This window comes from Kineothrix sp. MB12-C1 (assembly GCF_030863805.1).
GTDB lineage: Bacteria > Bacillota > Clostridia > Lachnospirales > Lachnospiraceae > Kineothrix.
The window spans coordinates 3,278,652-3,303,511 of sequence record NZ_CP132957.1; the positions used below are offsets into that span (position 1 = coordinate 3,278,652).

A 24,860-nucleotide genomic window follows, 5' to 3' on the forward strand; every position below is an offset into this window, starting at 1 on the left:
TCTCCGCATATTAGTGTTGCAATTTGATGGAAAATAATCTAAAATAAAAACAATATTATACATTTTTATATGGAGCCAAAGCCAGAGAAATCGAGATATAAAATTTGTAGTGAAGAGAAAGGTTCGGTCATTATTATGGAATATGTAGAAAGAAAAAGATTATTATTTTTTGGACTTCCATGGACGTTTACAAAATATACGATTGGAGAAGAATATATTGTAGTGAATACCGGTCTTTTTAAAACCTATGAGAATGATTGCTACATGTATAAGATACAGGATGTAGAACTTCAGGTTTCTTTATGGGAGCGGATACTCGGCCTTGGAACGGTAGTATGCCATACCGGAGATACGACCCATCCTACGTTACAGTTAATACATATTAAACGGGCGAAAGAGATTAAGGACTATATTTTACGCAATTCGGAGGAAGAAAGAAGGAAAAGAAGAACCCTTAACACCCTCGATATAGGATCCGGAACGTACGGCAGTGCAGACTTAGATATTTAATGGTAAAAGCATTACTTGCACGTGAAATCTGATCTTTGTTGTAACGAGATATTTTTATAGAAGAAACGGCGGCGGTATGGAGTGAATTTCCTACCGCCTTTTAAAGACGTATGACAGAAAGGTTTGAAGGCATATGGAATTAGATATGACAAAGGGGAGCCCGTTGAAATTAATCGGAAAATTTATTATTCCTGTTATTTTGGGGAATATTTTTCAACAGCTATATAATATGGCCGACACGATTATCGTTGGCCGTTTTCTAGGCGTAAAGGCGCTCGCGGCAGTAGGTGCCACAGGGACAATTATGTTTCTGATTTTAGGATTTATGATGGGAATCACAACAGGATTTACCGTATTGACGGCACAAAGATTCGGTGCAGGGGATATAGAAGGAGTTAAGAAGAGTGTAGGGAATGGTGCAATGTTAGCTATTGTTATTACTGCGATATTGACCGTTGTGAGTGTTTGGGGAATGGATATGATTCTATCCATTATGAATACACCGGATGATATTTTCGTAATGTCGAAGCAATATATCGTTATTATCTGCCTTGGAATGCCGTGTACTATTTTCTATAATTTGCTGGCAAGCTATCTTCGTGCGGTAGGAAATAGTAAGTCACCGCTTTATTTTCTTATTATAGCGGCTGTACTTAATATAGTTTTGGATTTGTTCCTCATTCTCGTCATACCGATGGGAGTGGCAGGGGCTGCGGCTGCGACTGTTATTTCCCAAGGAGTAGCAGGAGTGTGCTGTCTTATTTATATTATCAAGAAGGTGCCTCTGTTATGTATTAGGAAAGAGCATTGGAAATTAGACTATCATTGTTGTATGAATCAATTAAGCATAGGTATTCCCATGGCATTTCAATTCTCAATTACAGCGGTGGGAACTATGTTGATTCAGGCGGCTCTTAATATGTTCGGTTCTACTGTTGTGGCAGCCTATACGGCGGCCGGCAAGGTGGAACAAATCGTAACACAACCTCTGGCGGCCATGGGTATTACAATGGCGACCTATTGTGCACAAAATAGGGGAGTCAATGATATTGGAAGAATTCGAAAAGGAGTCCGGATTGCCAATGTGATGAATGCTATATATTCTGTAGCAGTGTTTGCCATCGTAATAAATATTCTGCCTCATGCGATTCGCTTGTTTGTCAGCGGTGACATTACGCAAGTATTGGAATATGCAGAAACTTATATAAAAATATGCGGAATCTTCTTCACGCCGCTGGGCATGATCTTCATCTTCCGAAATGTACTGCAAGGTTGTGGTTTTTCCTTTATGCCAATGATGGGGGGCGTTGTGGAGCTGGCATGCCGGGTGGTGGCGGCGTTTATTGCTGTCCACTATTATAGTTATGTGGGGGTATGCCTCGGTAATGCCAGTGCTTGGTTGATAACGGGTACTTTTCTGGGAGTTGCTTACCTGTTTGTTATGCGTAAGTTGACGAGAAGGTTGGGTGAGGAAGAGACGGCGGCTGCTTAGTCTTCATTTTCTCTTATGAGCCGCTCGAAGAGAAGGCCGGCGAAAACCCAGCATGGAAGGTAATCGAGCCTTACCACCTTTTGTATGTTCCATTTGGAACGATGATAATTCCAAGGGCATAAGTCCTTTCGCATTAGAAAGGAGCCGGTGGCAAATTCGCCCGCGAAGATAAGAAGGGCATAAATAATCCCCCGGATAAGGAAATGCTGTTTTTTTATGAGTCTATATATGGGAGCCAGAAATGCGGCCATGCCATATATGGGGAACATCCATATGGAAGTATTCCCCGTTAGAGTAAATTCTCTGCGTCTAAAGGAGCTTAGCGCGGTAAATGTAATTTCCAGGCACCAGCCAAGGATGCCGCAATGAATGAAGTTGTGAATTAGTTTTTTCATAAGATGCATTATTACCGAATGTAGGAATATTATTCGGGCAGTATAAGATTTTATAAGAAAACAGAGTGAAGTTATTGTTTTATTAATGAATGGAGTGAAGCCTATGAAATATCAGGAAGCCATGGAATACATGAAGGATGTGGGGCAATATGGAAGCGTGCTCGGACTCGATAATATGAAAGAGCTCTGCGCACGGTTAGGGAATCCTCAGGATGAACTTACATTTATCCATATTGCAGGCACTAATGGGAAGGGTTCTGTGCTCGCCTATCTTTCCACAATTTTTAAAACCGCCGGATATCGAACAGGGCGATACATATCACCTGTTATTTTTGAGTATAGAGAACATATTCAGGTGAATAACAGACCGATTACGAAGGTTGCTTTCTGTGATTGCCTCGAAGAAATCGCGGATGCGATTGAAGGGATAAAGAGGGATAGTCTGCCTCATCCGACACCCTTTGAAATCGAAACAGCGATGGCTTTTTTATATTTTAAAAAGGTGAAGTGTGATATTGTCATACTGGAAACCGGGCTTGGAGGGCTGACGGATGCGACTAATATCATATCTACAGCAGCCGCATGTGTCTTTACGTCAATCAGTATGGATCACATGCAATACCTTGGCGGTACGCTAGAAGAAATTGCAGAAAAAAAGGCAGGAATTATAAAAAACGACTGTTATGTAATTAGTGTGCCACAAGAACCGATTGTCTTGGATGTGATAAGAAAAAGGGCAGAGGAGAAAAACAATCCCTTTTTCCCGGTGGACGAGGAAAAGATATCCCGTGTAAAGTACGGTGTGGAGAAACAGAGATTTTCTTATGGACAATATAGAGACTTGGAGATTACTCTGGCAGGAAAGCATCAGATTTCTAATGCGGCACTTGCGGTGGAAGTGGTAGAGAGATTAAAAAAACGTTATCCAATAGAAGAAAAGGTGCTGAGGAAAGGGCTGTTGCATACTTTGTGGAGGGGACGTTTTAGTGTCATAGGGAAGAAACCGCTATTTATCGTGGATGGAGCTCATAATGAGGATGCGGCGAAGAAGCTTGCGGAATCTATCCGCTTTTATTTTACAAATAAAAAGATTATCTATATAATGGGGGTTCTAAGAGATAAGGAATATGATAAGATTATTCGGGAAACTTATGAGCTTGCACAGGATATCATTACAATAACGCCTCCGAAGAATGAAAGGGCTTTACACGCCTATGATTTGGCGAAGGAGGTACAAGAATACCATCCGCGGGTGACGGTGGCGGATAGTTTGGAGGAAGCGGTTGAACTTAGTTACTTGCTTTCGGATAAGAATAGCGTTATTATTGCTTTCGGCTCGTTATCGTACCTGGGAGACTTGATTCATATTGTAGAAAACAGAGATAAAATCGCAACAGTTCAGCCATCAACATCGCGAGGTGTTCTTTGTGAGCGAGGATCACAGAAAACCCGAGTTTAGCAAGCGCGAAATACTGCGTAGCAGTATTTCTGTGCATGAATTGTTGATGGGAAGCCGTAGGCTGAATAGTAATATAAAATCAGGAGAGATATACATGGTAAATCGAGAGAAAATTGAGCAGGGTGTCAAGCTGATTCTGGAAGGAATTGGTGAGGATGTGACACGCGAGGGTTTGATAGAGACTCCGGATAGAATTGTAAGAATGTATGAGGAAATCTTCGGTGGCATGGCAGAGAATGCGGATGCACATTTGACAAGAACTTTTACGGCAGAGAATAACGAAATGGTTCTGGAGAAAGATATCGTTTTCTATTCTACTTGCGAGCACCATATGATGCCTTTCTACGGAAAGGTGCATGTTGCTTATATTCCTGATGGAAAGGTAGTCGGTATCTCTAAGCTTGCAAGGACAGTAGAAGTATATGCCAGACGCTTACAAATACAGGAACAGATGACAGCACAGATTGCGGATGCAATTATGAATCATCTGCAGCCGAAGGGTGTTATGGTTATGATTGAGGCGGAGCATATGTGCATGACGATGCGGGGGGTGAAAAAGCCCGGGAGCCAGACTGTTACCTTTGTGACAAAAGGAATCTTTGAGGAAAATGAAAAGCTGCAGGATAAGTTTTTTCATTTGGTAAAGTAGTACGGCATTGCGATGTGATACATCACTTTAGATAGAAGGAGTATATGTGCAAATTGATGAAAGCAAGTTGTGTGAGAGGCTTTTGGCACTCTAATCCGATATAACGGAGCATCGGTCGAAGGGGAGGATATATGGAAAGGTTTCTTAGGGTAAATAGGATACGGCAGCACGATTCTTATAAAGAATACTTGTATTTGAATGAGGAAGCAGAAAAAGAGCGGGAATTTTGTCGTCATGATATGGCACATTTCCTTGATGTAGCAAGAATTGCTCAAATACTGAACTTGAAAGAAGGACAGCAAGTGGAAGAGGAACTCATCTATGCATCAGCGCTTCTCCACGATATTGGCAGGCATATGCAGTACGCGGACGGAACACCTCATGAAAAGGCCAGTGCTATGCTAGCGCCTTCCATACTTAAAGACTGTGGATTTCACGAAGAAGAGATTACTGCTATCATAGGCGCAATTGAAAGTCACAGAAGGAAAGAATCGGCAGAGGTTCCGGGTCTTGCTGGGCTGTTGTATCGTGCCGATAAGCAGAGCAGGGCTTGTTTTGCTTGCAAGGCAGAGGCGAAATGTGATTGGAAAGCGGATAAGAAGAATACTTACATTACATGGTAAACAGATAGGCAGAAAATACTTCGGAGAGAAAGGCAAGGTTATCAGTATGAGGGAAGAAACGAAAGCAATGAAAATAGGAAGTCAAAATTTCGAGATAAATAAGCATACCTATGTCATGGGAATCCTGAATGTAACGCCGGATTCCTTTTCTGATGGAGGAAAATTCAACCGGATTGACCATGCGCTTCGCCGTGTGGAAGAGATGATTGCAGAGGGAGCGTCTATTATAGATGTAGGCGGTGAATCCACAAGACCCGGCTATACTATGCTTTCTGAGGAAGAAGAAATACAGAGGGTGATTCCTGTAATAGAAGCGATAAAAGACCGTTTTGATATTCCGGTTTCTTTGGATACTTATAAAAGCAAGGTGGCTGCTGCGGGGATTGATGCAGGAGCAGATTTAATCAATGATATCTGGGGACTGAAATACGATAAGGGTATGGCCTCCTTGATTGCCAAAAGCGGATTGCCTTGCTGTCTGATGCATAACAGAGAGACGGCTGATTACAGTAACTATATGCAGGATGTGGCTGCTGATCTTGCAGAGACGATTCATATCGCAGCGAAGGCAGGGATTGCAGATGAGAAGATTATTCTGGATCCAGGCGTAGGGTTCGGCAAGACTTATGAGAATAATTTGGAGATTATCCGTTGTCTGGAAGAACTGAAAATTTTCAATTATCCCCTCCTCCTCGGTGCCAGCAGAAAGTCTGTAGTGGGGCTCACCTTGGGACTGCCTGCGGACCAGAGAGTAGAGGGAACCCTTGTGACCACTGTTTTTGCTGTTATGAAAGGATGTTCCTTTGTAAGAGTGCATGATATTAAGGAAAATGTAAGAGCTATCCGCATGGCAGAGGCCATACTTTCCCAATAAAGCAGGGATAATTGTGACGCTATAATATGTCAGGCTTGTGAAGGATTTCCCTTGGCAGTTTCTCTTCCGGGCGCGCGATTGTATTTTCCTGGATGAAACGGGGAGATTTGGAATACGACCGGGTCGGAAGCAAGGTACTTCCTTGTACCGTGCTTCCTAAACACCGCCTCCATGCGTTGTTTGCCCCGGAAACAATCCGTGACATATTGATTCCATTTAGAAAATACAGCCAATCGCGCCAGAAAGCAAAACCATTAGGAACAACCCCAGGCCTGCCAACACCCCAATAAACAATTCGAAAATAAATCAACTGCTAACTCAAAAGCGGAACACCATAAACACATATAAGAAATAAATACAAGAAAGGATAAGGTAAGAGAATCATGACCAACCCATCTTTGGATGAAATCAGGATAGAGAATCTGGAGGTATATGCCCACCACGGAGTGTATCCGGAAGAGACAGCAGCAGGGCAAAACTTCTATATTAATGCAGTGCTGCACGTGAATACCATGGAGGCAGGATGGACGGATGATTTAACAAAATCAGTGCATTATGGGGAAGTCTGCCATTTTATGAGCAGCTATATGAAGAACCATACATTCAAGCTTATCGAAGCGGTGACAGAACATTTGGCACAAGAGGTACTTCTTGCCTTTCCTCTCATAGAACGTATAGCTTTGGAGGTCCGTAAACCACATGCCCCTATAGGGCTGCCTTTTGAGTCGGTATCTGTGAAAGTGATAAGGGGGTGGCACACGGCATATATAGCCTTCGGCTCCAGTATGGGAGACAGACAGGAATATATAGACGGGGCAATAGAAGCGATGAGAAAAGAACAGAAAGTGCGCGTAGAGAAGGTATCGGATATTATTCGCACAGCTCCATATGGGGATGCGGCAAAGGAAGAATTTCTCAATGGTGCGCTAAAGATAAAAACCTTATTTATGCCTATGGAATTACTTTCCTATTTACATTCTCTGGAACAAGCGGCCGGAAGAACCCGTGAGATTCGGTGGGGAGACCGTACCCTGGATCTGGATATCATTTTTTATGACGACTGGATTGTGGCGACGGAAGAACTTACCATACCGCACCGGGATATGGAGAATCGGGACTTTGTGCTTGCACCTCTTGCACAGATAGAACCTTATCTTATTCACCCGGTACGGCATATAACAGTAAATGAACTACTTCATAAATTGACAAAAGAAAAGACGATTTTTTCTTCCTGACTTTATTTGTTCTCTTCAACGGCAGCGCGCATAGCACTGTCGAAGGTGGAGACGAGAATCGCACCCGTAGTCGGCGTACGATACATAGGAATATCGGACTCGAAAGAAGAAAAGTATACATAATTCGAGGTGATATTAATGTTCTTATATACGCCCTCAGCGATTATTTCCACATTGCTTCCATCCGTAAGCATTCGTTTTAAGGAAGGCTCCGTTTGGGAGCTTTTCTGGTAGTAGATATAGTTGCCATATACGTTGAAGAAATCGATGCGATCCTCGGTTAGGACCTCTGAAGTACCTTCTGACAAAGAATAACGGCAGAGACGGTAGTTATTCGATACATCCATGTAGTATATGTAGCCGTTCTCATAAACCGGATTCCATAGATTTCCCTCCCATAAAAGGGAAATGGAATCATCGGCGGTGTTGAGGGTATATAGATGATGGTCGTTCTTCGTGCCGTTAAAATAAATCAGACCATCGATACAGCTCGCGGGGTTGATATTATAATCTGCAATTCTCATATCTTCTGACTTGTCTATCTTTAGTTTATAAAGTTCTGTTCCATTCGTATTATTATTATCGAAGTTTTGATAATACAGATAATTTCCGCTTAATTGTATCGTAATTGCATAATTTCTTTTCAGGCATTCGGAGTCGTTACCATTATGCTTGCTGCGGTAGATACCGTGAAATCCCTGCATGTAGCCAAGACCAACGCCGCTTTGGGAACTGTCCATATAATAATAGAGATAGTTTTCGTCCGCGTTAATAGAGGATGCCTTACCGGAACTAAGCCGCTTTATTTCCGTTTCGTCTGCATTCATGGAATACAGACGGCCGCCGTCATAGGGATTAGAAAAATATACAACACCGTTCAATTCACAGAAGAGACCGCCGTTGTTTAAATTACCGGCAGTATTTCCTGTTACATTTCCGCTGTTCATTTTTACTCGCTGTGATAGTAAAGCGATGGTGCTTCCGCCGATAAAAATTAAGAAGATCACCATAATAATAATGACATTTCTATTCCTTATATTCATAGACATCACCCCGTATATTTGCTTTCTTTTAATAAAATTATAGCCCTTAATCTACTTGCTATCAAGTAGGATTTGTTATAAGATTAAATTCAATGATGTATAATATTGTACTGCGCCGAGCAAAGCGAGTGTGCAAAAAACATACTGTGTCCGCTTGCGGACAAAGTATAATTTGCGGTTTTATAAACAAAAGGGAAAATGAGTCAGGAAGGAAAACCTTATGGATTTAATGGAATTAAGAGAGCAGATAGACGATATCGACAAACAAATAGTGGAACTCTACGAGCGGAGAATGGATATATCGAAGCGGGTAGCGGAGTATAAGATAGAAAATGGAAAAAAGGTATTCGACAAAGAACGGGAAAAGCAGAAGCTTCAGAGTGTGAAATCTATGACCCATAATGAATTCAATCGTTATGGTATTGAAGAACTATTCGAACAGATTATGGCCATGAGCCGTAAGCTGCAATATCAGATGCTGACTGAGAAAGGGAGCTTGGGAAGGCTGCCTTTTATTGGAGTGGACAGTCTGGAAAAAAAGGATGCGCGCATAGTATTTCCCGGAGCTGAAGGTGCCTATACACAGGAAGCGATGCGGCAATATTTCGGTAAGGATGTTAATAACTTCCATGTGGAGACTTTTCGGGATGCGATGATAGCCATTGATGAAGGCAGCGCGGATTATGCGGTACTGCCCATTGAGAACTCCACGGCGGGTATCGTAAGTGAGATTTATGATATGTTGGTAGAGTTCGAGAATTATATTGTAGGTGAGCAGATCATTAAGATCGAACATTGTCTGATGGCAGCTCCGGGAACGGAAATTGAAGATATCAAGACGATATATTCTCATCCCCAGTCACTGATGCAAAGTGCGAAATACTTACAGGAGCATGTGTCCTGGAAACAGATTAGTATGAATAATAATGCATTCGCAGCTAAGAAGGTGGCAGAGGATAACGATAAGACACAGGCAGCCATTGCCAGCGCTTATGCGGCAGAGGCTTACGGACTCGAGATTCTGGAGCGGGGGGTGAACCACTCCAACAGCAATTCTACGCGATTTATTATTGTTGCTAATCAGAAAATATTTTTACAGAATGCGAAAAAAGTCAGTATTTGTTTTGAAGTCCCTCATGAGAGTGGCTCCCTTTACCAGATGCTATCGCATTTTATTTATAACAATCTCAATATGAATAAGATAGAAAGCCGTCCGATTGTAGGCAGGAATTGGGAGTACCGTTTTTTCATTGACTTTGATGGGAACCTGGCAGACAGTGCGGTGAAGAACGCGCTGCGAGGCCTTAGAGATGAAGCTAGGAACATGAAGGTATTAGGGAACTATTGAGTAGGTCTGAGCACTTGCTGCGCAGACCGTAAGAATACATGAAAATAGCAGTGAAAATCTCATCACCGAAGGTGATTACAATGGATTTTCACAAAGCAATCTTTGCTTTTGTAACGGTGAGGGTACCGAACAGTTACGGTATTAGGGAACTATTGAGTAGGTCTGAGCACTTGCTGTGCAGACCGTAAGAATACATAGAAAAAAAGATGCCGGGAAGTTATTAGAGGTGGAAACAATGCGGGAAAATGAATTCATTGTATACAAAGAGTTTGGTGATGAAACGCTTTTATATGATATGGCGTGGTTAATGACCAATTATAATGATGAATATTATAATCAAGAGGACAAACGGTCTTTGCTGTTTGACAGTATGCATCGCCTTTTGGAGATAGCAGGGAACCATGGGTTTTACGGAAACCTCTGGCACTGCTATCTTGCCAATTTACTCGTAAACAACGAGAATAGTTACAGTATGGCTTGTGAGATTAAAGGAGAGGTGCAAGGGACGATTAATCAAGTCGCTCTTAATGATATTGTAATTTTCAAAGAGTTTTTCGATTATGATTTTACAGCGATGATGAAGGCACTCGATACAGATGTGTTTTCTCTTGTGCTCTCCTATGACAGCAGTGAGCGGGAGAGTAAGGTATATAACGCACGTATATGCAAAAGAATTTGCGATCTGGCAGTGAGGCTTGCAAAGAGTCATTCGCCGGAGGAGATGAAAAGTACGCTGACTGAATTCTATAAAGAATACGGCGTTGGAAAGTTCGGTTTACATAAGTCTTTCCGCGTAGTTCGCGATGAGGACGGGGTACATATCGTTCCTATTCTGAATATTGCCCATGTACATTTAGACGACCTGGTCGGATATGAGATGGCCAAGAAGAAACTGATAGATAATACGGAGGCTTTTGTAGGGGGAAGAAAGGCGAATAACTGTCTGTTGTTCGGAGATGCAGGTACCGGGAAATCTTCCAGCATCAAAGCTATTGCTAATGAATATTATGGCAAGGGACTTCGTATTATTGAAGTGTATAAGCATCAGTTTCAGGATCTGCATGATGTGATTGCTCAAGTGAAAAACCGCAATTACAAGTTTATTATCTATATGGATGATCTAAGTTTTGAGGAATTCGAAATTGAATATAAATATTTGAAAGCGGTCATCGAAGGAGGGTTGGAGAAGAAGCCTGAGAATGTACTCATTTACGCAACCTCCAATAGAAGGCACTTGATTAAGGAGACCTTTGCCGATAAAGAAGGGCGCAGGGATCAGCTTCATGCCAGCGATACAGTGCAGGAGAAGCTTTCACTCGTATACCGCTTCGGTGTGACTATTTTCTTCTGTTCTCCGGATAAAAAGGAATTTCAGGAAATTGTCCGCACTTTGGCAAAGCGCCATAAGATCGAGATGCCGGAAGAGGAATTGTTGTTAGAGGCCAATAGATGGGAACTGTCTCATGGAGGACTTTCAGGGCGTACGGCGCAGCAGTTTGTTGATTATTTGCTCGGCAAGGCAATGTAATCAAGGGTGTAACGTTGATGGTTACCATTCACAGTTATAAGAAAGGTATGATGAAGGAATGAAGACGTTTGCAGCAATCGATGTGGGTTCCTTTGAACTTTCCATGAAGATATTTGAAATATCGACGCAGAAAGGTATGCGCGAAATCGACCATATCAGACACCGCATCGATCTTGGGACACAAACTTATGCCGTGGGAAAGATTTCCTATGATAAAGTAGACGAGCTGTGTCATTATCTGAATGAATATACAGAAATTATGAAATCCTATAAAGTATCGGAATATAAAGCTTATGGCACAAGCGCGATTCGGGAAACCGATAATACGATGATTATTTTAGATCGAATTCGTCAAAGAACCGGTATTGAGATAGAAGTGTTAAGCAATTCGGAACAAAGATTTCTGGATTATAAATCAATTGCCTTTATGGGGGAGGACTTTAATAAATTTATTGAGAAAGGAACCGCCATCGCGGATATCGGCGGCGGCAGTATCCAGATTTCCCTTTTTGACAAGGATGTCCTTGTCGCGACTCAGAACCTCAGACTCGGTGTGCTGAGGCTGCGGGATAATATGAACCAGTTGGAAACCGGCGGCGGACGCCAAGAAGCCTTAATTGAGGAAATGGTGAATGCGCAGCTTGCAGTCTTCAAGAAATTATATCTAAAAGATCGGGAAATCCATAATATGATTGTTGTGGATGATTATCTGTCCTCTTTGGTACAAAAGAGGATTGTCGCAGAAAATGTAGGAAAGTATATAGATGTGAAAACCTTCGAACGGTTTTTAGTTGTGTTTCGCGAGAAGAATGCACAGGAGTTGACAAAGCTTTTCGATATGCCTGAGGAGAATATAGAACTGCTTCATATTTCATGTATTTTGTTGAAACGAATGATAGAAGTGATGAACGTACAGCTTCTTTGGGTGCCGGGAGTGACTCTGTGCGATGGTATTGCTTATGAATATGCACAAAGTAACAAGCTTGTTCTTCCGAAGCATGATTTTGAGCACGATATTATCGCCTGTGCGAGAAATATCAGTAAGCGGTATATGGGAAGTAAGAAACGAGGGGAAACGTTAGAAAAGATAGCGCTTACCATCTTCGATAGTATGAAAAAGGTTCATGGGCTGGGAAAGAGAGAACGGCTGCTTCTAAGGCTGGCCACACTTTTACATGACTGCGGAAAATATATTAGTATGGTAAATCTGGGGGAATGCTCCTATAGTATTATTATGGCAACGGAGATTATTGGACTTTCTCATATGGAGAGAGAAATTGTAGCCAATGTAGTGAAATATAATCATATGGAATTCTCTTATTATGATGAAATGCATGGGGAGGCTACGCTAAGCAGAGCGGCATATTTGAAAACGGCCAAGCTGACAGCGATACTTCGCGTGGCTAACGGATTGGATAGGAGCCATAAGCAGAAGTTTAAGGATGTGAAAACCATTCTTAAGGAAAATGAGCTTCTGATTACCGTGGATACGAATGAAGATATTACTTTGGAAAAAGGAATGTTCGGACACGGTGCAGAATTTTTCGAAGAGGTATACAGTGTCAAACCCATTATCAGGCAAAGAAAAAGCTTGTAAATAGAAAGACTTAGTAACTATTCAGCAGGTCTGCGCATTTATTGCGCTGACCGTAAGAAAACGTGGAATGGCAAGTAAAAATCCCATCACCGAAGGTGATTTTAATGGATTTTTACAAAGCAATCTTGCAAAGATTGCTTTTGTAACAGTAAGGGTACTGAACAGTTACAAGACTTGGCAGTAAAGCGGAGGAATTTATGGACGAAAAAGAGAGCGGGAAGAGAAATAATACACGTTATACGAACAGAGAGTTAAGCTGGCTGCTTTTTAACAAACGAGTGCTCGGTGAAGCGAGAGATAAACAGATACCGCTGTTTGAACGGCTGAAGTTTTTAAGCATTACGGCTTCTAATATGGATGAATTCTTTATGGTAAGGGTCGCTTCACTTAAGGATATTGTCAATGCCGGGTATACGAAACCTGATATTTCAGGGATGAAGCCACAGGAGCAGTTAAGGCGTGTAAATGAAGCTACGCATGAGCTTGTGAATCTTCAATATTCTACATACAAGCGCTCATTGGTACCGCTGCTGTTACAAAATGGGCTGCGTATCGTAGAGAATCATGAAGATTTGACGGCGAAAGAGGCGGCTTACGTGGACCGGTATTTTATGGAGAATGTATACCCGGTACTTACACCTATGGCGGTAGATTCTTCAAGACCTTTTCCTCTTATTAGGAATAAATCTCTGAATTTGGGAGCTCTCGTTAGGAAGAAGGAAGGCGAAGATGAAGAGGATGAGTTGGAATTCGCTACCGTTCAGGTGCCTAGCGTGCTTCCGCGAATTGTTCCGCTTAAAGTAGAAAATGTAACAGAACGATCGGTCATTTTATTAGAAGAGATTATCGAAAGAAATATTAGAAAATTATTTTTAAATTATAATATTGTATGTGTTCATCCATTTCGAATTATGAGAAACGCGGATTTGACGATAGATGAGGATGAAGCGGAAGATTTACTAAAAGAAATTGAAAAGCAGTTAAAGAAAAGACAATGGGGGCAGGCCATTCGTTTGGAAGTGGAAAGCGGTATCGATAAGAGGTTGTTATCGTTGCTTAGCGAAGAGCTTTCCATCGAGGCGGAAGATATCTATCATATTGACGGCCCTTTGGATTTGACGTTTTTAATGAAAATGTATGGGATGGATGGATTCGATCATTTAAAGGAGTCCGGTTATGCTTCCCCTCAGCCGATACCGGAACTTGCGGCAGACTGTGATATCTTTGAGAAAATAAGAGAAGGTGATATTCTGCTTCACCATCCTTATCACACCTTTTTGCCGGTAATCGATTTTATCAAGCAGTCGGCAAAGGATCCGGCAGTGCTTGCTATCAAGCAGACTCTCTACCGGGTCAGCGGCAATTCGCCGATTATCGCAGCATTGGCACAGGCAGCGGAGAATGGGAAGCAAGTGTCTGTGTTAGTGGAATTAAAGGCACGCTTTGATGAGGAGAATAATATCGTATGGGCGAAAATGCTGGAAAAAGCCGGATGCCATGTCATCTATGGATTAGTGGGGCTAAAGACTCATAGCAAGATAACACTTGTTGTAAGGCAGGAAGAGGACGGGATTCGCCGATATGTACATCTTGGAACCGGTAATTATAACGATGCTACAGCCAAGCTTTATACGGATATAGGTCTATTCACTTGCCGTGAGAAAATCGGTGAGGATGCGACCGCGGTATTTAATATGTTATCCGGATATTCTGAACCAAGGACATGGAATAAACTGTCATTGGCGCCCCTATGGCTAAAGGACCGATTCTTATATTTGATTGCCAGAGAGATGAGATATGCTAAGGAAGGGCGTCCGGCCCGGATCATGGCGAAGATGAACTCTCTGTGTGACAAAGATATTATCGATGCGTTATATGAAGCAGGCGAGGCGGGCGTGCAGATAGAATTGCTGATTCGCGGAATCTGCAGCCTGAAGGCAAGGGTTCCCGGTATGAGTGAAAATATCGGTGTGCGCTCCATCGTAGGTAACTTTCTGGAGCATAGTCGTATCTTCTACTTTGAAAACGGCGGAGATTATGAAGTTTACTGCGGAAGCGCAGATTGGATGCCGCGTAATCTGGAGCGCAGGGTGGAGATACTTTTCCCGGTGGAGAGACCGCAGCTTAAAGAAAGACTGCTTCATATCCTGGAGGGAGGATTCAAGGACACGGTCAAGGCTCATGTAATGCAAGCCGATGGAAGCTATGAGAAAGTGGATAAAAGGGGGAAAATAATATATAATTCCCAAATGGAGTTCACGCTGGAAGCGGTACGGGACTTGGAAGAAGTAAAAAAAGCGGCGGATGACCGCGTATTTATACCGGAGACACATCATGAATAAAATTATATTAGCATCGGCATCGCCGAGAAGAAGAGAGTTACTTTCCCAAATAGGAGTGACGTATGAAGTGATTCCCAGTACAAAAGAGGAAAAAACGACGAAAGTGCTGCCTCAGGAAATTGTACAGGAGCTGTCTTTGCAAAAGGCGGAGGATATCGCCGGGCAGTTATTGGATAAAGAGAACGAAGACTTTATTGTAATTGGTGCGGATACCGTCGTGGCTTTTCAGAATGTGATTATGGGTAAGCCCAAAAGCGAAGAGGACGCAAAAGATATGCTCAGACAACTTCAAGGCAACGTTCATCAAGTATATACCGGAGTTACCATCGCTGAGCGAAACCAAGGTGAGCAGCCTGCATTTTATACCTTGTCCGTAAGCGGCCGCGGTATGTTTTCTGCACACTCGCTTTGCTCGGCGCAGTATAATATTGTTAAATATTATACCTTTTTTGAACGGACGGATGTTACCATGTATCCGATGACTGAAGATGAAATCTCCGCTTATGTGGCGACGGGAGAGCCGATGGATAAAGCAGGAAGTTATGGTATTCAAGGCATCTGTGCTGCATATATTCAAAGTATATGCGGAGATTATAATAATGTGGTAGGATTGCCGGTTGGCAGGTTATATCAAGAGATGAAGCAAAGAAATATAGTAACTATTCATCAGGTCTGAACATTTACCTGCGCTGACAGTAAGAATACGGAAAAGGTAGGATACATCAATGATAAAATTAGTAGCAACAGATATAGACGGAACGTTAATTAAAGATTCGACCCCGGATCTATACCCGGAGATGGTAAAAATCGTAAGGGAATTAATCGCTCAGGGAATCGTGTTCTGTGCAGCCAGCGGCAGACAGTATGACAGCATTAAGAATGTCTTTCGCGCGATAGAAGAGGATATTGTCGTTATTGCAGAAAATGGGGCACAGATTCGTTATCAGGGCAAGGATATCAGCGTAACGCCTATGAAGAGAGAATATGTGGAAGCTATTATAAAACAGCTTCGGGAATATAATAGAAACTGCGATATCGTAGTTTCCACTCCCAATGGCTGTCTGCTTGAAAGTACGAACAAAGAGTTTATCGATTTGATGGCTTTCGGGTACCGGAATCGATTTACCCTTGTGGAGGATGTGCTTGCTGAGGATGCGCAGATCATTAAGGTTTCTATTTATCAGAAGGAAAGTATAAGGGAATTGGGAGAGAATGTATTGATTCCTGCCTGGGAAGATAAGGTGAAGGCTTGTATGGCAGGGGATGAATGGGTGGATTTCATGGATTCTTCTGTGGATAAGGGACATGCGCTCGCTTTTGTACAGGAGTACTTCGGGATAAAGAAGGAGGAAACCATGGCATTTGGCGACAATCATAACGACATAGGAATGATGCATCAGGCAGGAGAAAGTTATGCAGTTGAGAACGCCAGAAAAGAGGTAAAGCAGGCTGCAAAATATATTTGCCCTTCTTACTTAGAAAAAGGTGTATATCAAGTTGTAAAAAGCTTGATAAATTCATAATGACAGTATATATTGATAATGTAGAATTTATTGCAAGAAGTAGGAGGATGTTAAATGCACGAATATGATGATGCGGTATTAGCAAGTTTTTTGAGAAATCAAAGGCAGCTATTTCCTGAAAAGGTGGCAGAAACCCCGGAAGAGGCGGAAGCATTTCTGGAAGACTGTATGGCGGTTGTCGTGGATTCCGTAAGAGCAGTGTGGGAATATTTCGATGAAGAAGGCGTTGACATGGAAGGCGCGAGTGAAGAAGAGATACTAAGTGCAGGGGAAGTATTCGATGTAGGCGATGGAAGATATTTAATTGTGGAGGGATAACCCCTCCACTTTTTTATTCTATAGGAAAGACCTTATTACATATGTGATAAAAGAATAGGGGCGAGGCCATCGTGATCGTTGTCGGTCTCAGTGATAATATTAGCGACCGCTTTCACTTCATCCCGGGCATTTAACATAGCGATACCGACGCCTGCTGCCTTTATCATAGCAGTATCATTCAGTTCATCGCCGGCCGCCAAGGTATCTTGTATGGGAATGGATAATAGCTCACATAGTTTATGTACAGCAACTTCTTTGCCTGAGGACGCAGGGAAAATTTCCAGATATCGGTCGTTGGAAAATAACACATTCAGCTCCCCGTTAACGAGAGAAAGTAAAGTTTGGCGAAATTCCTCCAGACGTTCTCTGCCATGAAGATCGATCAGAAGACATTTACAAGGAGGCTGCTCCAAAGGTGTCAGGATATCTTCGCTAATAAGGAAGGGTGTGTGAATTGCTCTGCAATAGAACCGCAATTCTGCATTGTCCGCAGGACTGATAATATGGGTATCTGTATAAGTTTGACAATGAAGACCATGCTCTTTAGCGATTTTAGCTACAAGAGCAGTTTGCTCCATAGTAAGAGAAATGCGAAATATTGTTTCATCCTTCTCACAATCATAGATTTCGCCTCCGTTATAACCAATTAAATACATACCGGGAAAGGTAAGTCCCAGTGCTCCTTTCACATCTTTTACACTGTCTATGGCTCTGCCTGAGGAAAGCACCAGCTTATGGCCGGCATCGGTCCATTGTTTTAAGGCAGCCATGGTAGCTTGGGAGATTTTCTTCTCTTTTGTAAGCAAGGTACCGTCCAAGTCAGTGAAAAATATCTTTTGTTTCTGATGATTCATCATTTTATATCCCTTTTCTTTTTTTCAAGTTTATTAATATATCTTCTGGAATTACCAGCTTTCCGTAACCGGTGGCAAGCTCTAATGAAGGTTTGGCAGCACCATGGAAATCGGAGCCTCCGCTTAGACACAGATTGTATTTATCGGCTAATTTACGTATCTTCCATTCTTCCACGTTGCTATAAGTGCTGTAAATGGCTTCAAGTCCTATAAGTCCTGCCTCAGCAAGCTTCGCTGTCAAAGCATCCAATCTTTCATCGCTCATATGGTATAGAATCGGATGAGCAAGAATCGGAATGCCATTTGCCTTAAGGATAAACGCTACCGCCTGTTGCGGCGTGAGCTTTTCCCGTGGAACGAAGTATTCGGAATGGTCTCCCAGATAGCGCTCGAAGGCTTCTTGCATACTTTTGACATAGCCATGATTCAGCAGGTATCTGGCATAATGTGCTCTGGTAATTACTGATTCGGGAAAGGCTTCTATCAGTTTCTCATAGGAGATATCGATACCGGCTCTTTGCAAATTGGCACACATTTTCCTGTTCCTATTAAGGCGTGAATCTGTAAAAGACTTAATCTGCTCCTTAAAATAAGGGGTATCGTATTGGATATATAATCCCAGAATGTGAATATCCTTTCCTTCATATTCTGTGGAAAGTTCGATGCCCGGAATCACTTCCAGATGGATATCCTCGGGTAGGTTTTTCGCGGCATCCACTGCTTCAGCAATACCATCCGTAGTGTCGTGGTCGGTCAAAGCGAAGGCTGATAAGCCTTTTTCTACAGCAAGATGTACCAATTGGGAAGGTGTCAGGCTGCCATCTGATTTATTGGAATGAACATGTAAATCTACGATATTCATGAAAAAGCTCCTTTATTATAATAGGTGGATAAAGACAAAGGAGCTGAAACCAGCCCCTTGCCATATCGAAATATAAATTTCCGAAATTAATTGTCATCCTCTTCGTTCTTATTCGTATATACAGTACGTTTTCTTGCCATTTCATCGCTCGCAAGATATTCATCATAAGTAGTAATTTTATCGATAAGCTGTCCGCCCGGAAGGATTTCCATAATACGGTTTGCTGTCGTTTGTACGAATTGATGATCGTGACAAGCGAATAATTCCACGCCGGGGAATTTAATCAGGCCGTTGTTTAATGCGGTGATAGATTCCATATCCAAGTGGTTGGTAGGCTCATCCAGAATGAGGCAGTTGGCTCCGCTGATCATCATTTTGGAGAGAAGACACCTTACCTTTTCACCTCCGGAGAGGATTTTGACCTTTTTCACACCGTCTTCACCGGCGAAGAGCATACGTCCCAGGAAACCGCGCACGTAAGTAACATCTTTAATGGGAGAGTAGCCCGTGAGCCAATCTACAATTGTATAATCATTGTCGAATTCTTTCGTGCTATCTTTAGGGAAGTATGCCTGCGAAGTGGTAACACCCCAGCGATAGGAACCTTCATCCGGTTCAAGTTCGCCCATAAGGATTTGGAACAATATAGTCTTAGCTAATTCATTGCCGCCTACAAAGGCAATTTTATCGTTATGTCCTACGATAAAGGAAATATTATCGAGAACCTTCACTCCGTCGATTGTCTTGGAAATACCTTCCACGGAGAGCACCTCGTTACCGATTTCACGTTCCGGGCGGAAGTCTATATAAGGATATTTTCTGCTGGAAGGTTTGATATCATCCAACTCAATTTTTTCCAATGCACGTTTTCTACTCGTTGCCTGTTTGGATTTGGAAGCATTTGCGGAGAAACGAGAGATAAAGTCCTGAAGCTCTTTGATCTTTTCTTCCTTTTTCTTGTTGGCTTCCTTCATTTGCTTCATAAGAAGTTGGCTGGATTCATACCAGAAATCATAGTTACCGGCATAAAGCTGAATCTTACAGTAATCGATATCCGCCGTATGAGTACATACCTTGTTCAGGAAGTAACGGTCATGGGATACTACGATAACTGTATTTTCAAAATCGATAAGGAAATCCTCAAGCCACGCGATAGCATCCAAATCCAAGTGGTTGGTAGGCTCGTCGAGAAGAAGGATATCCGGATTACCGAACAGTGCTTTTGCAAGAAGTATTTTCACCTTTTCGCTACCGTTTAAAGTTCCCATAATGGAATAATGAAGGCTTGTGTCGATACCTAGTCCGTTAAGAAGCATAGCCGCATTTGACTCGGCTTCCCAACCGTCCATTTCAGCGAATTCGCCCTCCAGCTCGCTGGCGCGGATTCCGTCCTCATCGGAGAAGTCTTCCTTGGCATAAATCGCATCCTTCTCTTTCATAATCTGATAGAGACGTTCATTACCCATAATCACTACATCCATAACAGAATATTCATCATATTTAAAGTGATCCTGTTCCAGCACGGAGAGACGTTGTCCGGGAGTGATGACAATATCTCCATTGGTAGTCTCTAACTTGCCGGATAATATTTTGAGAAAAGTGGATTTGCCGGCACCATTGGCTCCGATTAATCCATAGCAGTTCCCTTCTGTAAATTTAATATTAACATCTTCGAATAACGCTTTTTTTCCGATACGCAATGTTACATTATTTGCACTAATCATTATTATAATAACCTCTCTTTTACAATACTATTTCTTAAAATTCCATCCTTCCTTATTGTACAGAAAATTAGGGATTTTGCAAGGGTTTCTTGGGAAACGGAGTATTTCTGTGTTACAGTTCAGTCGGATTTCACATAAATTTTACGTGGATTTATGGATAAGTGCGTGTTATGATATGAGGAGTTGTAATTACTGTCCACAGCCATCATTTTGCGAGTGCTGCATAGCGACAGGAAGAAGGGGGTATTCTTCATATGAAATTAAGTTATAAGAGAACGGTGCTTATTGGGCTTGCATTTTTATCCATCGCAGGATTCTGGCAGATTTATGATAGTATTATCCCATTGATGCTTCAAAACAGCTTCCATCTGGGAGAAACGGCAACAGGAGCTTTGATGGCTATGGACAATGTGCTGGCAATTTTTCTGTTGCCTTTGTTCGGTCTCTTGTCCGATAAGATGGATACGAGAATTGGAAAAAGAATGCCGTTTATTCTGGGCGGGACGTTTCTGGCAGTGATATTTTTAATGATTCTTCCGGCGGCGGACAAGGCTCAGAATCTGCTGTTATTTATTATTATCCTATTCGCCCTTTTATTAGCGATGGGGCTCTATCGCTCCCCTGCGGTAGCTCTGATGCCGGATCTGACACCGAATCACTTAAGGAGCAAAGCTAATGCAGTGATTAACTTGATGGGTGCGGTAGGTGGTGTCTATGCGCTTATTATGATAAAGTTCCTGGTCGGCCCCGGGGAACGTCCCGATTACTTTCCGTTATTTGCAAGCGTAGGCGGATTGATGGTGGTGGCCGTTCTTGTGCTTTTTCTGACAATTAAAGAGAGGAAAGTATCCGTGCAGGTGGAAGCGGAAGTGAAAGCCTATGAGTCAGTGAGCGGAGAGAAGGTAAAGGCAGCAGTTATTGAGACGGTAGAGAGAGGAAAGGCAGAACCTCTTCCCGGGGATGTGAAAAAGAGCATGATATTCTTGCTTCTTTCCATCTTTTTGTGGTTTGCGGCTTACAATGCGGTGACAACTGCATTTTCCAGATATACGAGAGTGGTGTGGCATATGGAAGGCGGAGGGTTTGCAGACAGCCTGATGGTGGCGACGATAGCTGCTATTATAAGCTATATCCCGATAGGAAGCCTTGCCAGCAAGATTGGACGCAAGAAAACGATTATGGCTGGAATAGTGCTGATGAGCATCTGTTATTTTGCGGCAATATTCGCGGGAACGTATCATTCTCTCATTAATGTGGCATTCGCATTGATCGGTATTGGATGGGCGGCTATCAATGTGAACTCTTATCCCATGATTGTAGAGATGGCCAAAGGAAGTGATATCGGTAAATTCACAGGAACTTACTATACCTTTTCTATGGCGGCTCAAATAGTGACACCTATTTTATCGGGATTCTTATTGGAGAAGGTTTCTTATCGGACACTATTTCCTTATGCGTTCGCATTTTCGGCGGCGGCTTTTCTTACGATGCTGAACGTAAGGCATGGGGATTCCAGACCGGAAAAGAAAGAAGGGCTTGAGAATTTTGATATAGAAGATTAAGATTAAAAGAATAGTAATTAAGTACAAAGGTGAAGTGAAATGGTAGTGATAATAGTAGCAATAGTAATTGCTTTCGTAATATTATATTTGTTGGCAGTGATGCCTCGCATGGTGAATCGGCCGGACCGATCCCCTTTTATGGGAGTCTTATATGCGCATAGAGGACTGCATGATAATGAAGGGGATGCACCGGAGAATTCGATCAAAGCGTTGGAAAACGCAGTAGAGGCTGGATATGGAGTAGAGCTGGATGTGCAGCTTAGTAAGGATAAGATCCCTGTTGTATTTCATGATTTTACCTTGAAAAGGGTATGCGGAGTGGAAGGCAAGGTATCCGATTACACCTATGATCAATTACAGCAGTTTCGGTTATTTCATTCCAAGGAGAGAATTCCCAGCCTGGAAGAGTTCCTTAAGTTGGTAGACGGCAAGGTCCCTCTCATTGTAGAATTGAAAATTGAGTGGACGGATGCATCGGTCTGTGAGAGGGTAGATGAGCTGTTAAGAAGATATCATGGTGTCTATTGTATCGAGTCTTTTAATCCCTTAGGTCTTATATGGTATCGGAAACACCGCAACGACGTGATGCGGGGACAGCTCTCCGATGTTTTCTGGAGAGAGGAAGGACTAAAAGGATCTCTTTATTTTGCACTGGAACATTTGCTGTTAAACTTTGTGACAAAACCTGACTTTATCGCATATAATCATAAATATCACCGTATGCTGTCCAGACAGATATGTAAGAAGCTGTACCGGAGTATGGCGGTAGCATGGACGATTAAGACACAGCAGCAATTGGATGCCAGAAGGAATGATTTCGACCTGTTCATCTTCGACAGCTTTATACCGGAAAATGAGGAATAAGAAGAAATGAATGACAGAAATAAGGCAGTGCTAAGTGTAGTGATTTTGTGCGCGTTGTGTCTTGCAGGATGCGGGAAAAAGGAAGATCAAAAGGGGGAAATTATCACGGAAAATCAAGCGGTGCAGGTAGACTTTGAGACATACTCCAAGGATTATTATGCAGAGGATAAAACGCTTCTCCTTACCGTTAAGAAGACGATACCGATCGTTCGTATTGCTGAAAATAGTGAAGCATCGGCAGAAGTGAACAGGCAGGTGAAGGATTTCGATATACAGGGCATGTCCGTAGATGAGGCCGTGAAATGGGCTCAAGAGGATTATCTTAGAAGAGGGAAGGATAATTGGTACGGTTACTCGATGGAAACGACCTATTCCGCACAACGGGAAGATAATGTAGTAATCAGCTTCGTGACGGATGCGTATTCTTATATGGGCGGTGCTCATGGTAATATGATGGAGGCGGCCCTTAACTTCGATACTCAGACTGGAAAGCGCCTGATGCTGACGGATGTGACGATAGATGAAAGGAAGGCAACGGAGGAAATCGTTGCGGATATATTGGCACAGACAAAACAGGAAAAATATAAAGATATGTTTTTTGAAGGCTATGAAAGCAGCGTCGGAGATTTGCTGAGTGAGGATACATGGTATTTGGGGAAGGACGGTTTTCATGTGATAGGGAACGAGTATATCATCTCCCCACATGTGGTTGGGATTCTGGATTTTGTGATTCCATATGAGACGGCAGATTTTTTGAAGGAAGAATACAGAACTATTACAAAATAAAAATATTGATATAACTGTGAGAGTACTGAACAGTTACAAATGAGGAACTACTTTATGAAAAATGGATATAAGAAAACAGTAAATGCCTGCTTTATCGCATATATTGTACAGGCGATTGTCAATAATTTTGTTCCGCTTTTATTTTTGACATTTCATGATAGCTATCGGATACCTTTATCACAAATCACTATGTTGATTACGATTAATTTTGCAGTTCAGCTTCTGGTAGATATGCTGGCCTTGGGATTTGTAGATAAAATAGGCTACCGGGCATCTATGGTGATTGCACATATCTGTGCGGCGATAGGATTGATTTCTCTGACGATACTTCCGGATCTATTAGCTGATCCTTTTATCGGGTTGCTCGCCGCGGTTACCATATATGCAATAGGAGGAGGTATTCTCGAGGTGCTGGTAAGCCCTGTGATGGAGGCCTGTCCCACGGATAATAAAGAAAAGGCGATGAGCCTTCTTCATTCTTTCTACTGTTGGGGACATGTAGGGGTCGTACTGTTTACCACCGCCTTTTTCGGAATATTCGGTATCTCCAATTGGAAGGTATTAGCGATAATTTGGGCGATAATTCCTATTATAAATACTTTCATATTTGCGAAGGTGCCCATCGCTTCTTTAATAGAAGAAGGAGAGACAGGGCTTACGCTTAAGGAACTGTTTACTAAGAAGATATTCTGGGTTCTCATGTTGATGATGGTATGTGCCGGTGCCAGTGAACAGGCAGTCAGCCAATGGGCATCTACCTTCGCGGAGTTAGGGCTTGGCGTGAGTAAGGCCGTAGGAGATTTGGCAGGTCCGATGTCCTTTGCTATTATGATGGGAATTTCGAGGGTATTTTATGGAAAATACGGAGATAAGATAAATCTGGATCGATTTATGGCATATAGTATTCTCTTATGTATCGTATCCTATTTGTGCATTGTCTTCGTACCGGTGCCGGCACTCGGCCTGGTAGGCTGTGCCCTTTGTGGTCTTTCGGTGGGAATCTTATGGCCGGGAACTTTCAGTAAGGCAGCGGTTGCGATAAAAGGCGGAGGAACCGCGATGTTCGCTCTTCTTGCATTGGCAGGAGATTTAGGCTGTTCCGGCGGCCCGACCGTAGTGGGTATTATTTCCGGCTATTTCGGCGATAATTTAAAGATAGGTATTTTAGCTGCAATTATCTTCCCGATTCTCCTTTTGCTCGGGATTGCGGGTACTAAGAAGCTAAGAGGAACCGATGTGAGCCCACAAGAGATGTAGGAGAAAAATATGTAA

General features: G+C 42.5%; 23 protein-coding genes. 18 read left to right on the forward strand and 5 right to left on the reverse strand.

What is annotated here, in order from left to right:
- The first annotated feature begins 69 nt into the window (after positions 1 to 69).
- A complete protein-coding gene (locus RBB56_RS15000) occupies positions 70 to 510 on the forward strand; it encodes a PH domain-containing protein (RefSeq protein ID WP_331525922.1) in 441 nt (146 codons plus the stop codon).
- A 133-nt stretch (positions 511 to 643) separates the two neighbouring features.
- On the forward strand, positions 644 to 2,002 hold the full coding sequence (locus RBB56_RS15005) for an MATE family efflux transporter (protein ID WP_306719764.1): 1,359 nt from the start codon (positions 644 to 646) through the stop codon (positions 2,000 to 2,002).
- Here the strand turns inward: RBB56_RS15005 and RBB56_RS18525 are convergent.
- The gene (locus RBB56_RS18525) at positions 1,999 to 2,406 is read right to left on the reverse strand and encodes a putative ABC transporter permease (protein WP_306719765.1); all 408 of its coding nucleotides are present in this window, start codon (positions 2,404 to 2,406) and stop codon (positions 1,999 to 2,001) included. The genes RBB56_RS15005 and RBB56_RS18525 overlap by 4 nt on opposite strands.
- A 94-nt stretch (positions 2,407 to 2,500) precedes the next feature.
- Between RBB56_RS18525 and RBB56_RS15015 the strand changes: the two genes are divergently transcribed.
- From RBB56_RS15015 to folK, 5 genes are all read left to right on the forward strand, one after another.
- Positions 2,501 to 3,856 (forward strand): bifunctional folylpolyglutamate synthase/dihydrofolate synthase, encoded by a 1,356-nt coding sequence (locus RBB56_RS15015; RefSeq protein ID WP_306719766.1) that lies wholly within the window; start codon positions 2,501 to 2,503, stop codon positions 3,854 to 3,856.
- 94 nt (positions 3,857 to 3,950) lie between these two features.
- Positions 3,951 to 4,505 carry a GTP cyclohydrolase I FolE gene (gene folE / locus RBB56_RS15020; RefSeq protein WP_306719767.1) on the forward strand — a complete coding sequence of 185 codons (555 nt, stop codon included), beginning with the start codon at positions 3,951 to 3,953 and terminating at the stop codon, positions 4,503 to 4,505.
- A 131-nt stretch (positions 4,506 to 4,636) separates the two neighbouring features.
- On the forward strand, positions 4,637 to 5,128 hold the full coding sequence (locus tag RBB56_RS15025; RefSeq protein WP_306719768.1) for an HD domain-containing protein: 492 nt from the start codon (positions 4,637 to 4,639) through the stop codon (positions 5,126 to 5,128).
- Positions 5,129 to 5,195: 67 nt separating this feature from the next.
- Positions 5,196 to 6,002 (forward strand): dihydropteroate synthase, encoded by an 807-nt coding sequence (gene folP, locus RBB56_RS15030; RefSeq protein WP_306722180.1) that lies wholly within the window; start codon positions 5,196 to 5,198, stop codon positions 6,000 to 6,002.
- Between the two features lie 383 nt (positions 6,003 to 6,385).
- The gene (gene folK / locus RBB56_RS15035) at positions 6,386 to 7,237 is read left to right on the forward strand and encodes a 2-amino-4-hydroxy-6-hydroxymethyldihydropteridine diphosphokinase (protein ID WP_306719769.1); all 852 of its coding nucleotides are present in this window, start codon (positions 6,386 to 6,388) and stop codon (positions 7,235 to 7,237) included.
- Positions 7,238 to 7,239: 2 nt separating this feature from the next.
- On the opposite strand, the gene RBB56_RS15040 is transcribed toward folK, so the two are convergent.
- Positions 7,240 to 8,280, reverse strand: coding sequence for a DUF5050 domain-containing protein (locus tag RBB56_RS15040; RefSeq protein WP_306719770.1), 1,041 nt, complete (start codon positions 8,278 to 8,280; stop codon positions 7,240 to 7,242).
- 220 nt (positions 8,281 to 8,500) lie between these two features.
- Between RBB56_RS15040 and pheA the strand changes: the two genes are divergently transcribed.
- The 7 genes from pheA (at position 8,501) to RBB56_RS15075 (ending at position 16,936) form a co-directional block, all read left to right on the forward strand.
- Complete coding sequence (gene pheA / locus RBB56_RS15045) at positions 8,501 to 9,628, forward strand: prephenate dehydratase (RefSeq protein WP_306719771.1); 1,128 nt, start codon at positions 8,501 to 8,503, stop codon at positions 9,626 to 9,628.
- Between the two features lie 235 nt (positions 9,629 to 9,863).
- Positions 9,864 to 11,156: an ATP-binding protein gene (locus tag RBB56_RS15050; RefSeq protein ID WP_306722181.1), complete on the forward strand. Its 1,293-nt coding sequence runs from the start codon at positions 9,864 to 9,866 to the stop codon at positions 11,154 to 11,156.
- Positions 11,157 to 11,214: 58 nt separating this feature from the next.
- A complete protein-coding gene (locus tag RBB56_RS15055; protein ID WP_306719772.1) occupies positions 11,215 to 12,753 on the forward strand; it encodes a Ppx/GppA phosphatase family protein in 1,539 nt (512 codons plus the stop codon).
- A 197-nt stretch (positions 12,754 to 12,950) separates the two neighbouring features.
- Positions 12,951 to 15,095, forward strand: coding sequence for an RNA degradosome polyphosphate kinase (locus RBB56_RS15060; RefSeq protein ID WP_306719773.1), 2,145 nt, complete (start codon positions 12,951 to 12,953; stop codon positions 15,093 to 15,095).
- The gene (locus RBB56_RS15065; RefSeq protein ID WP_306719774.1) at positions 15,088 to 15,771 is read left to right on the forward strand and encodes a Maf family protein; all 684 of its coding nucleotides are present in this window, start codon (positions 15,088 to 15,090) and stop codon (positions 15,769 to 15,771) included. The genes RBB56_RS15060 and RBB56_RS15065 overlap by 8 nt, the downstream gene beginning before the upstream one ends.
- A 49-nt stretch (positions 15,772 to 15,820) precedes the next feature.
- Positions 15,821 to 16,618 (forward strand): HAD family hydrolase, encoded by a 798-nt coding sequence (locus RBB56_RS15070; RefSeq protein WP_306719775.1) that lies wholly within the window; start codon positions 15,821 to 15,823, stop codon positions 16,616 to 16,618.
- Positions 16,619 to 16,672: 54 nt separating this feature from the next.
- On the forward strand, positions 16,673 to 16,936 hold the full coding sequence (locus RBB56_RS15075; RefSeq protein WP_306719776.1) for a glyoxalase: 264 nt from the start codon (positions 16,673 to 16,675) through the stop codon (positions 16,934 to 16,936).
- A 35-nt stretch (positions 16,937 to 16,971) separates the two neighbouring features.
- Here RBB56_RS15075 and RBB56_RS15080 read toward each other — a convergent pair whose 3' ends face one another.
- From RBB56_RS15080 to RBB56_RS15090, 3 genes are all read right to left on the reverse strand, one after another.
- The gene (locus tag RBB56_RS15080) at positions 16,972 to 17,793 is read right to left on the reverse strand and encodes a Cof-type HAD-IIB family hydrolase (protein ID WP_306719777.1); all 822 of its coding nucleotides are present in this window, start codon (positions 17,791 to 17,793) and stop codon (positions 16,972 to 16,974) included.
- 1 nt (position 17,794) lies between these two features.
- The gene (locus RBB56_RS15085; protein WP_306719778.1) at positions 17,795 to 18,652 is read right to left on the reverse strand and encodes a PHP domain-containing protein; all 858 of its coding nucleotides are present in this window, start codon (positions 18,650 to 18,652) and stop codon (positions 17,795 to 17,797) included.
- A gap of 86 nt (positions 18,653 to 18,738) precedes the next feature.
- Positions 18,739 to 20,376: an ABC-F family ATP-binding cassette domain-containing protein gene (locus RBB56_RS15090; RefSeq protein ID WP_306719779.1), complete on the reverse strand. Its 1,638-nt coding sequence runs from the start codon at positions 20,374 to 20,376 to the stop codon at positions 18,739 to 18,741.
- A 254-nt stretch (positions 20,377 to 20,630) separates the two neighbouring features.
- On the opposite strand from RBB56_RS15090, the gene RBB56_RS15095 reads away from it, so the two are divergent.
- Genes RBB56_RS15095 through RBB56_RS15110 form a run of 4 tightly spaced genes read left to right on the forward strand, consistent with a single transcriptional unit; the run spans position 20,631 to position 24,845 of the window.
- Complete coding sequence (locus RBB56_RS15095; protein ID WP_306719780.1) at positions 20,631 to 21,938, forward strand: MFS transporter; 1,308 nt, start codon at positions 20,631 to 20,633, stop codon at positions 21,936 to 21,938.
- Between the two features lie 39 nt (positions 21,939 to 21,977).
- Positions 21,978 to 22,802, forward strand: coding sequence for a glycerophosphodiester phosphodiesterase family protein (locus RBB56_RS15100; protein ID WP_306719781.1), 825 nt, complete (start codon positions 21,978 to 21,980; stop codon positions 22,800 to 22,802).
- A gap of 6 nt (positions 22,803 to 22,808) precedes the next feature.
- On the forward strand, positions 22,809 to 23,588 hold the full coding sequence (locus RBB56_RS15105) for a DUF3298 and DUF4163 domain-containing protein (protein WP_306719782.1): 780 nt from the start codon (positions 22,809 to 22,811) through the stop codon (positions 23,586 to 23,588).
- A gap of 54 nt (positions 23,589 to 23,642) precedes the next feature.
- Positions 23,643 to 24,845 carry an MFS transporter gene (locus tag RBB56_RS15110; RefSeq protein ID WP_306719783.1) on the forward strand — a complete coding sequence of 401 codons (1,203 nt, stop codon included), beginning with the start codon at positions 23,643 to 23,645 and terminating at the stop codon, positions 24,843 to 24,845.
- The last annotated feature ends 15 nt before the right edge of the window (positions 24,846 to 24,860 follow it).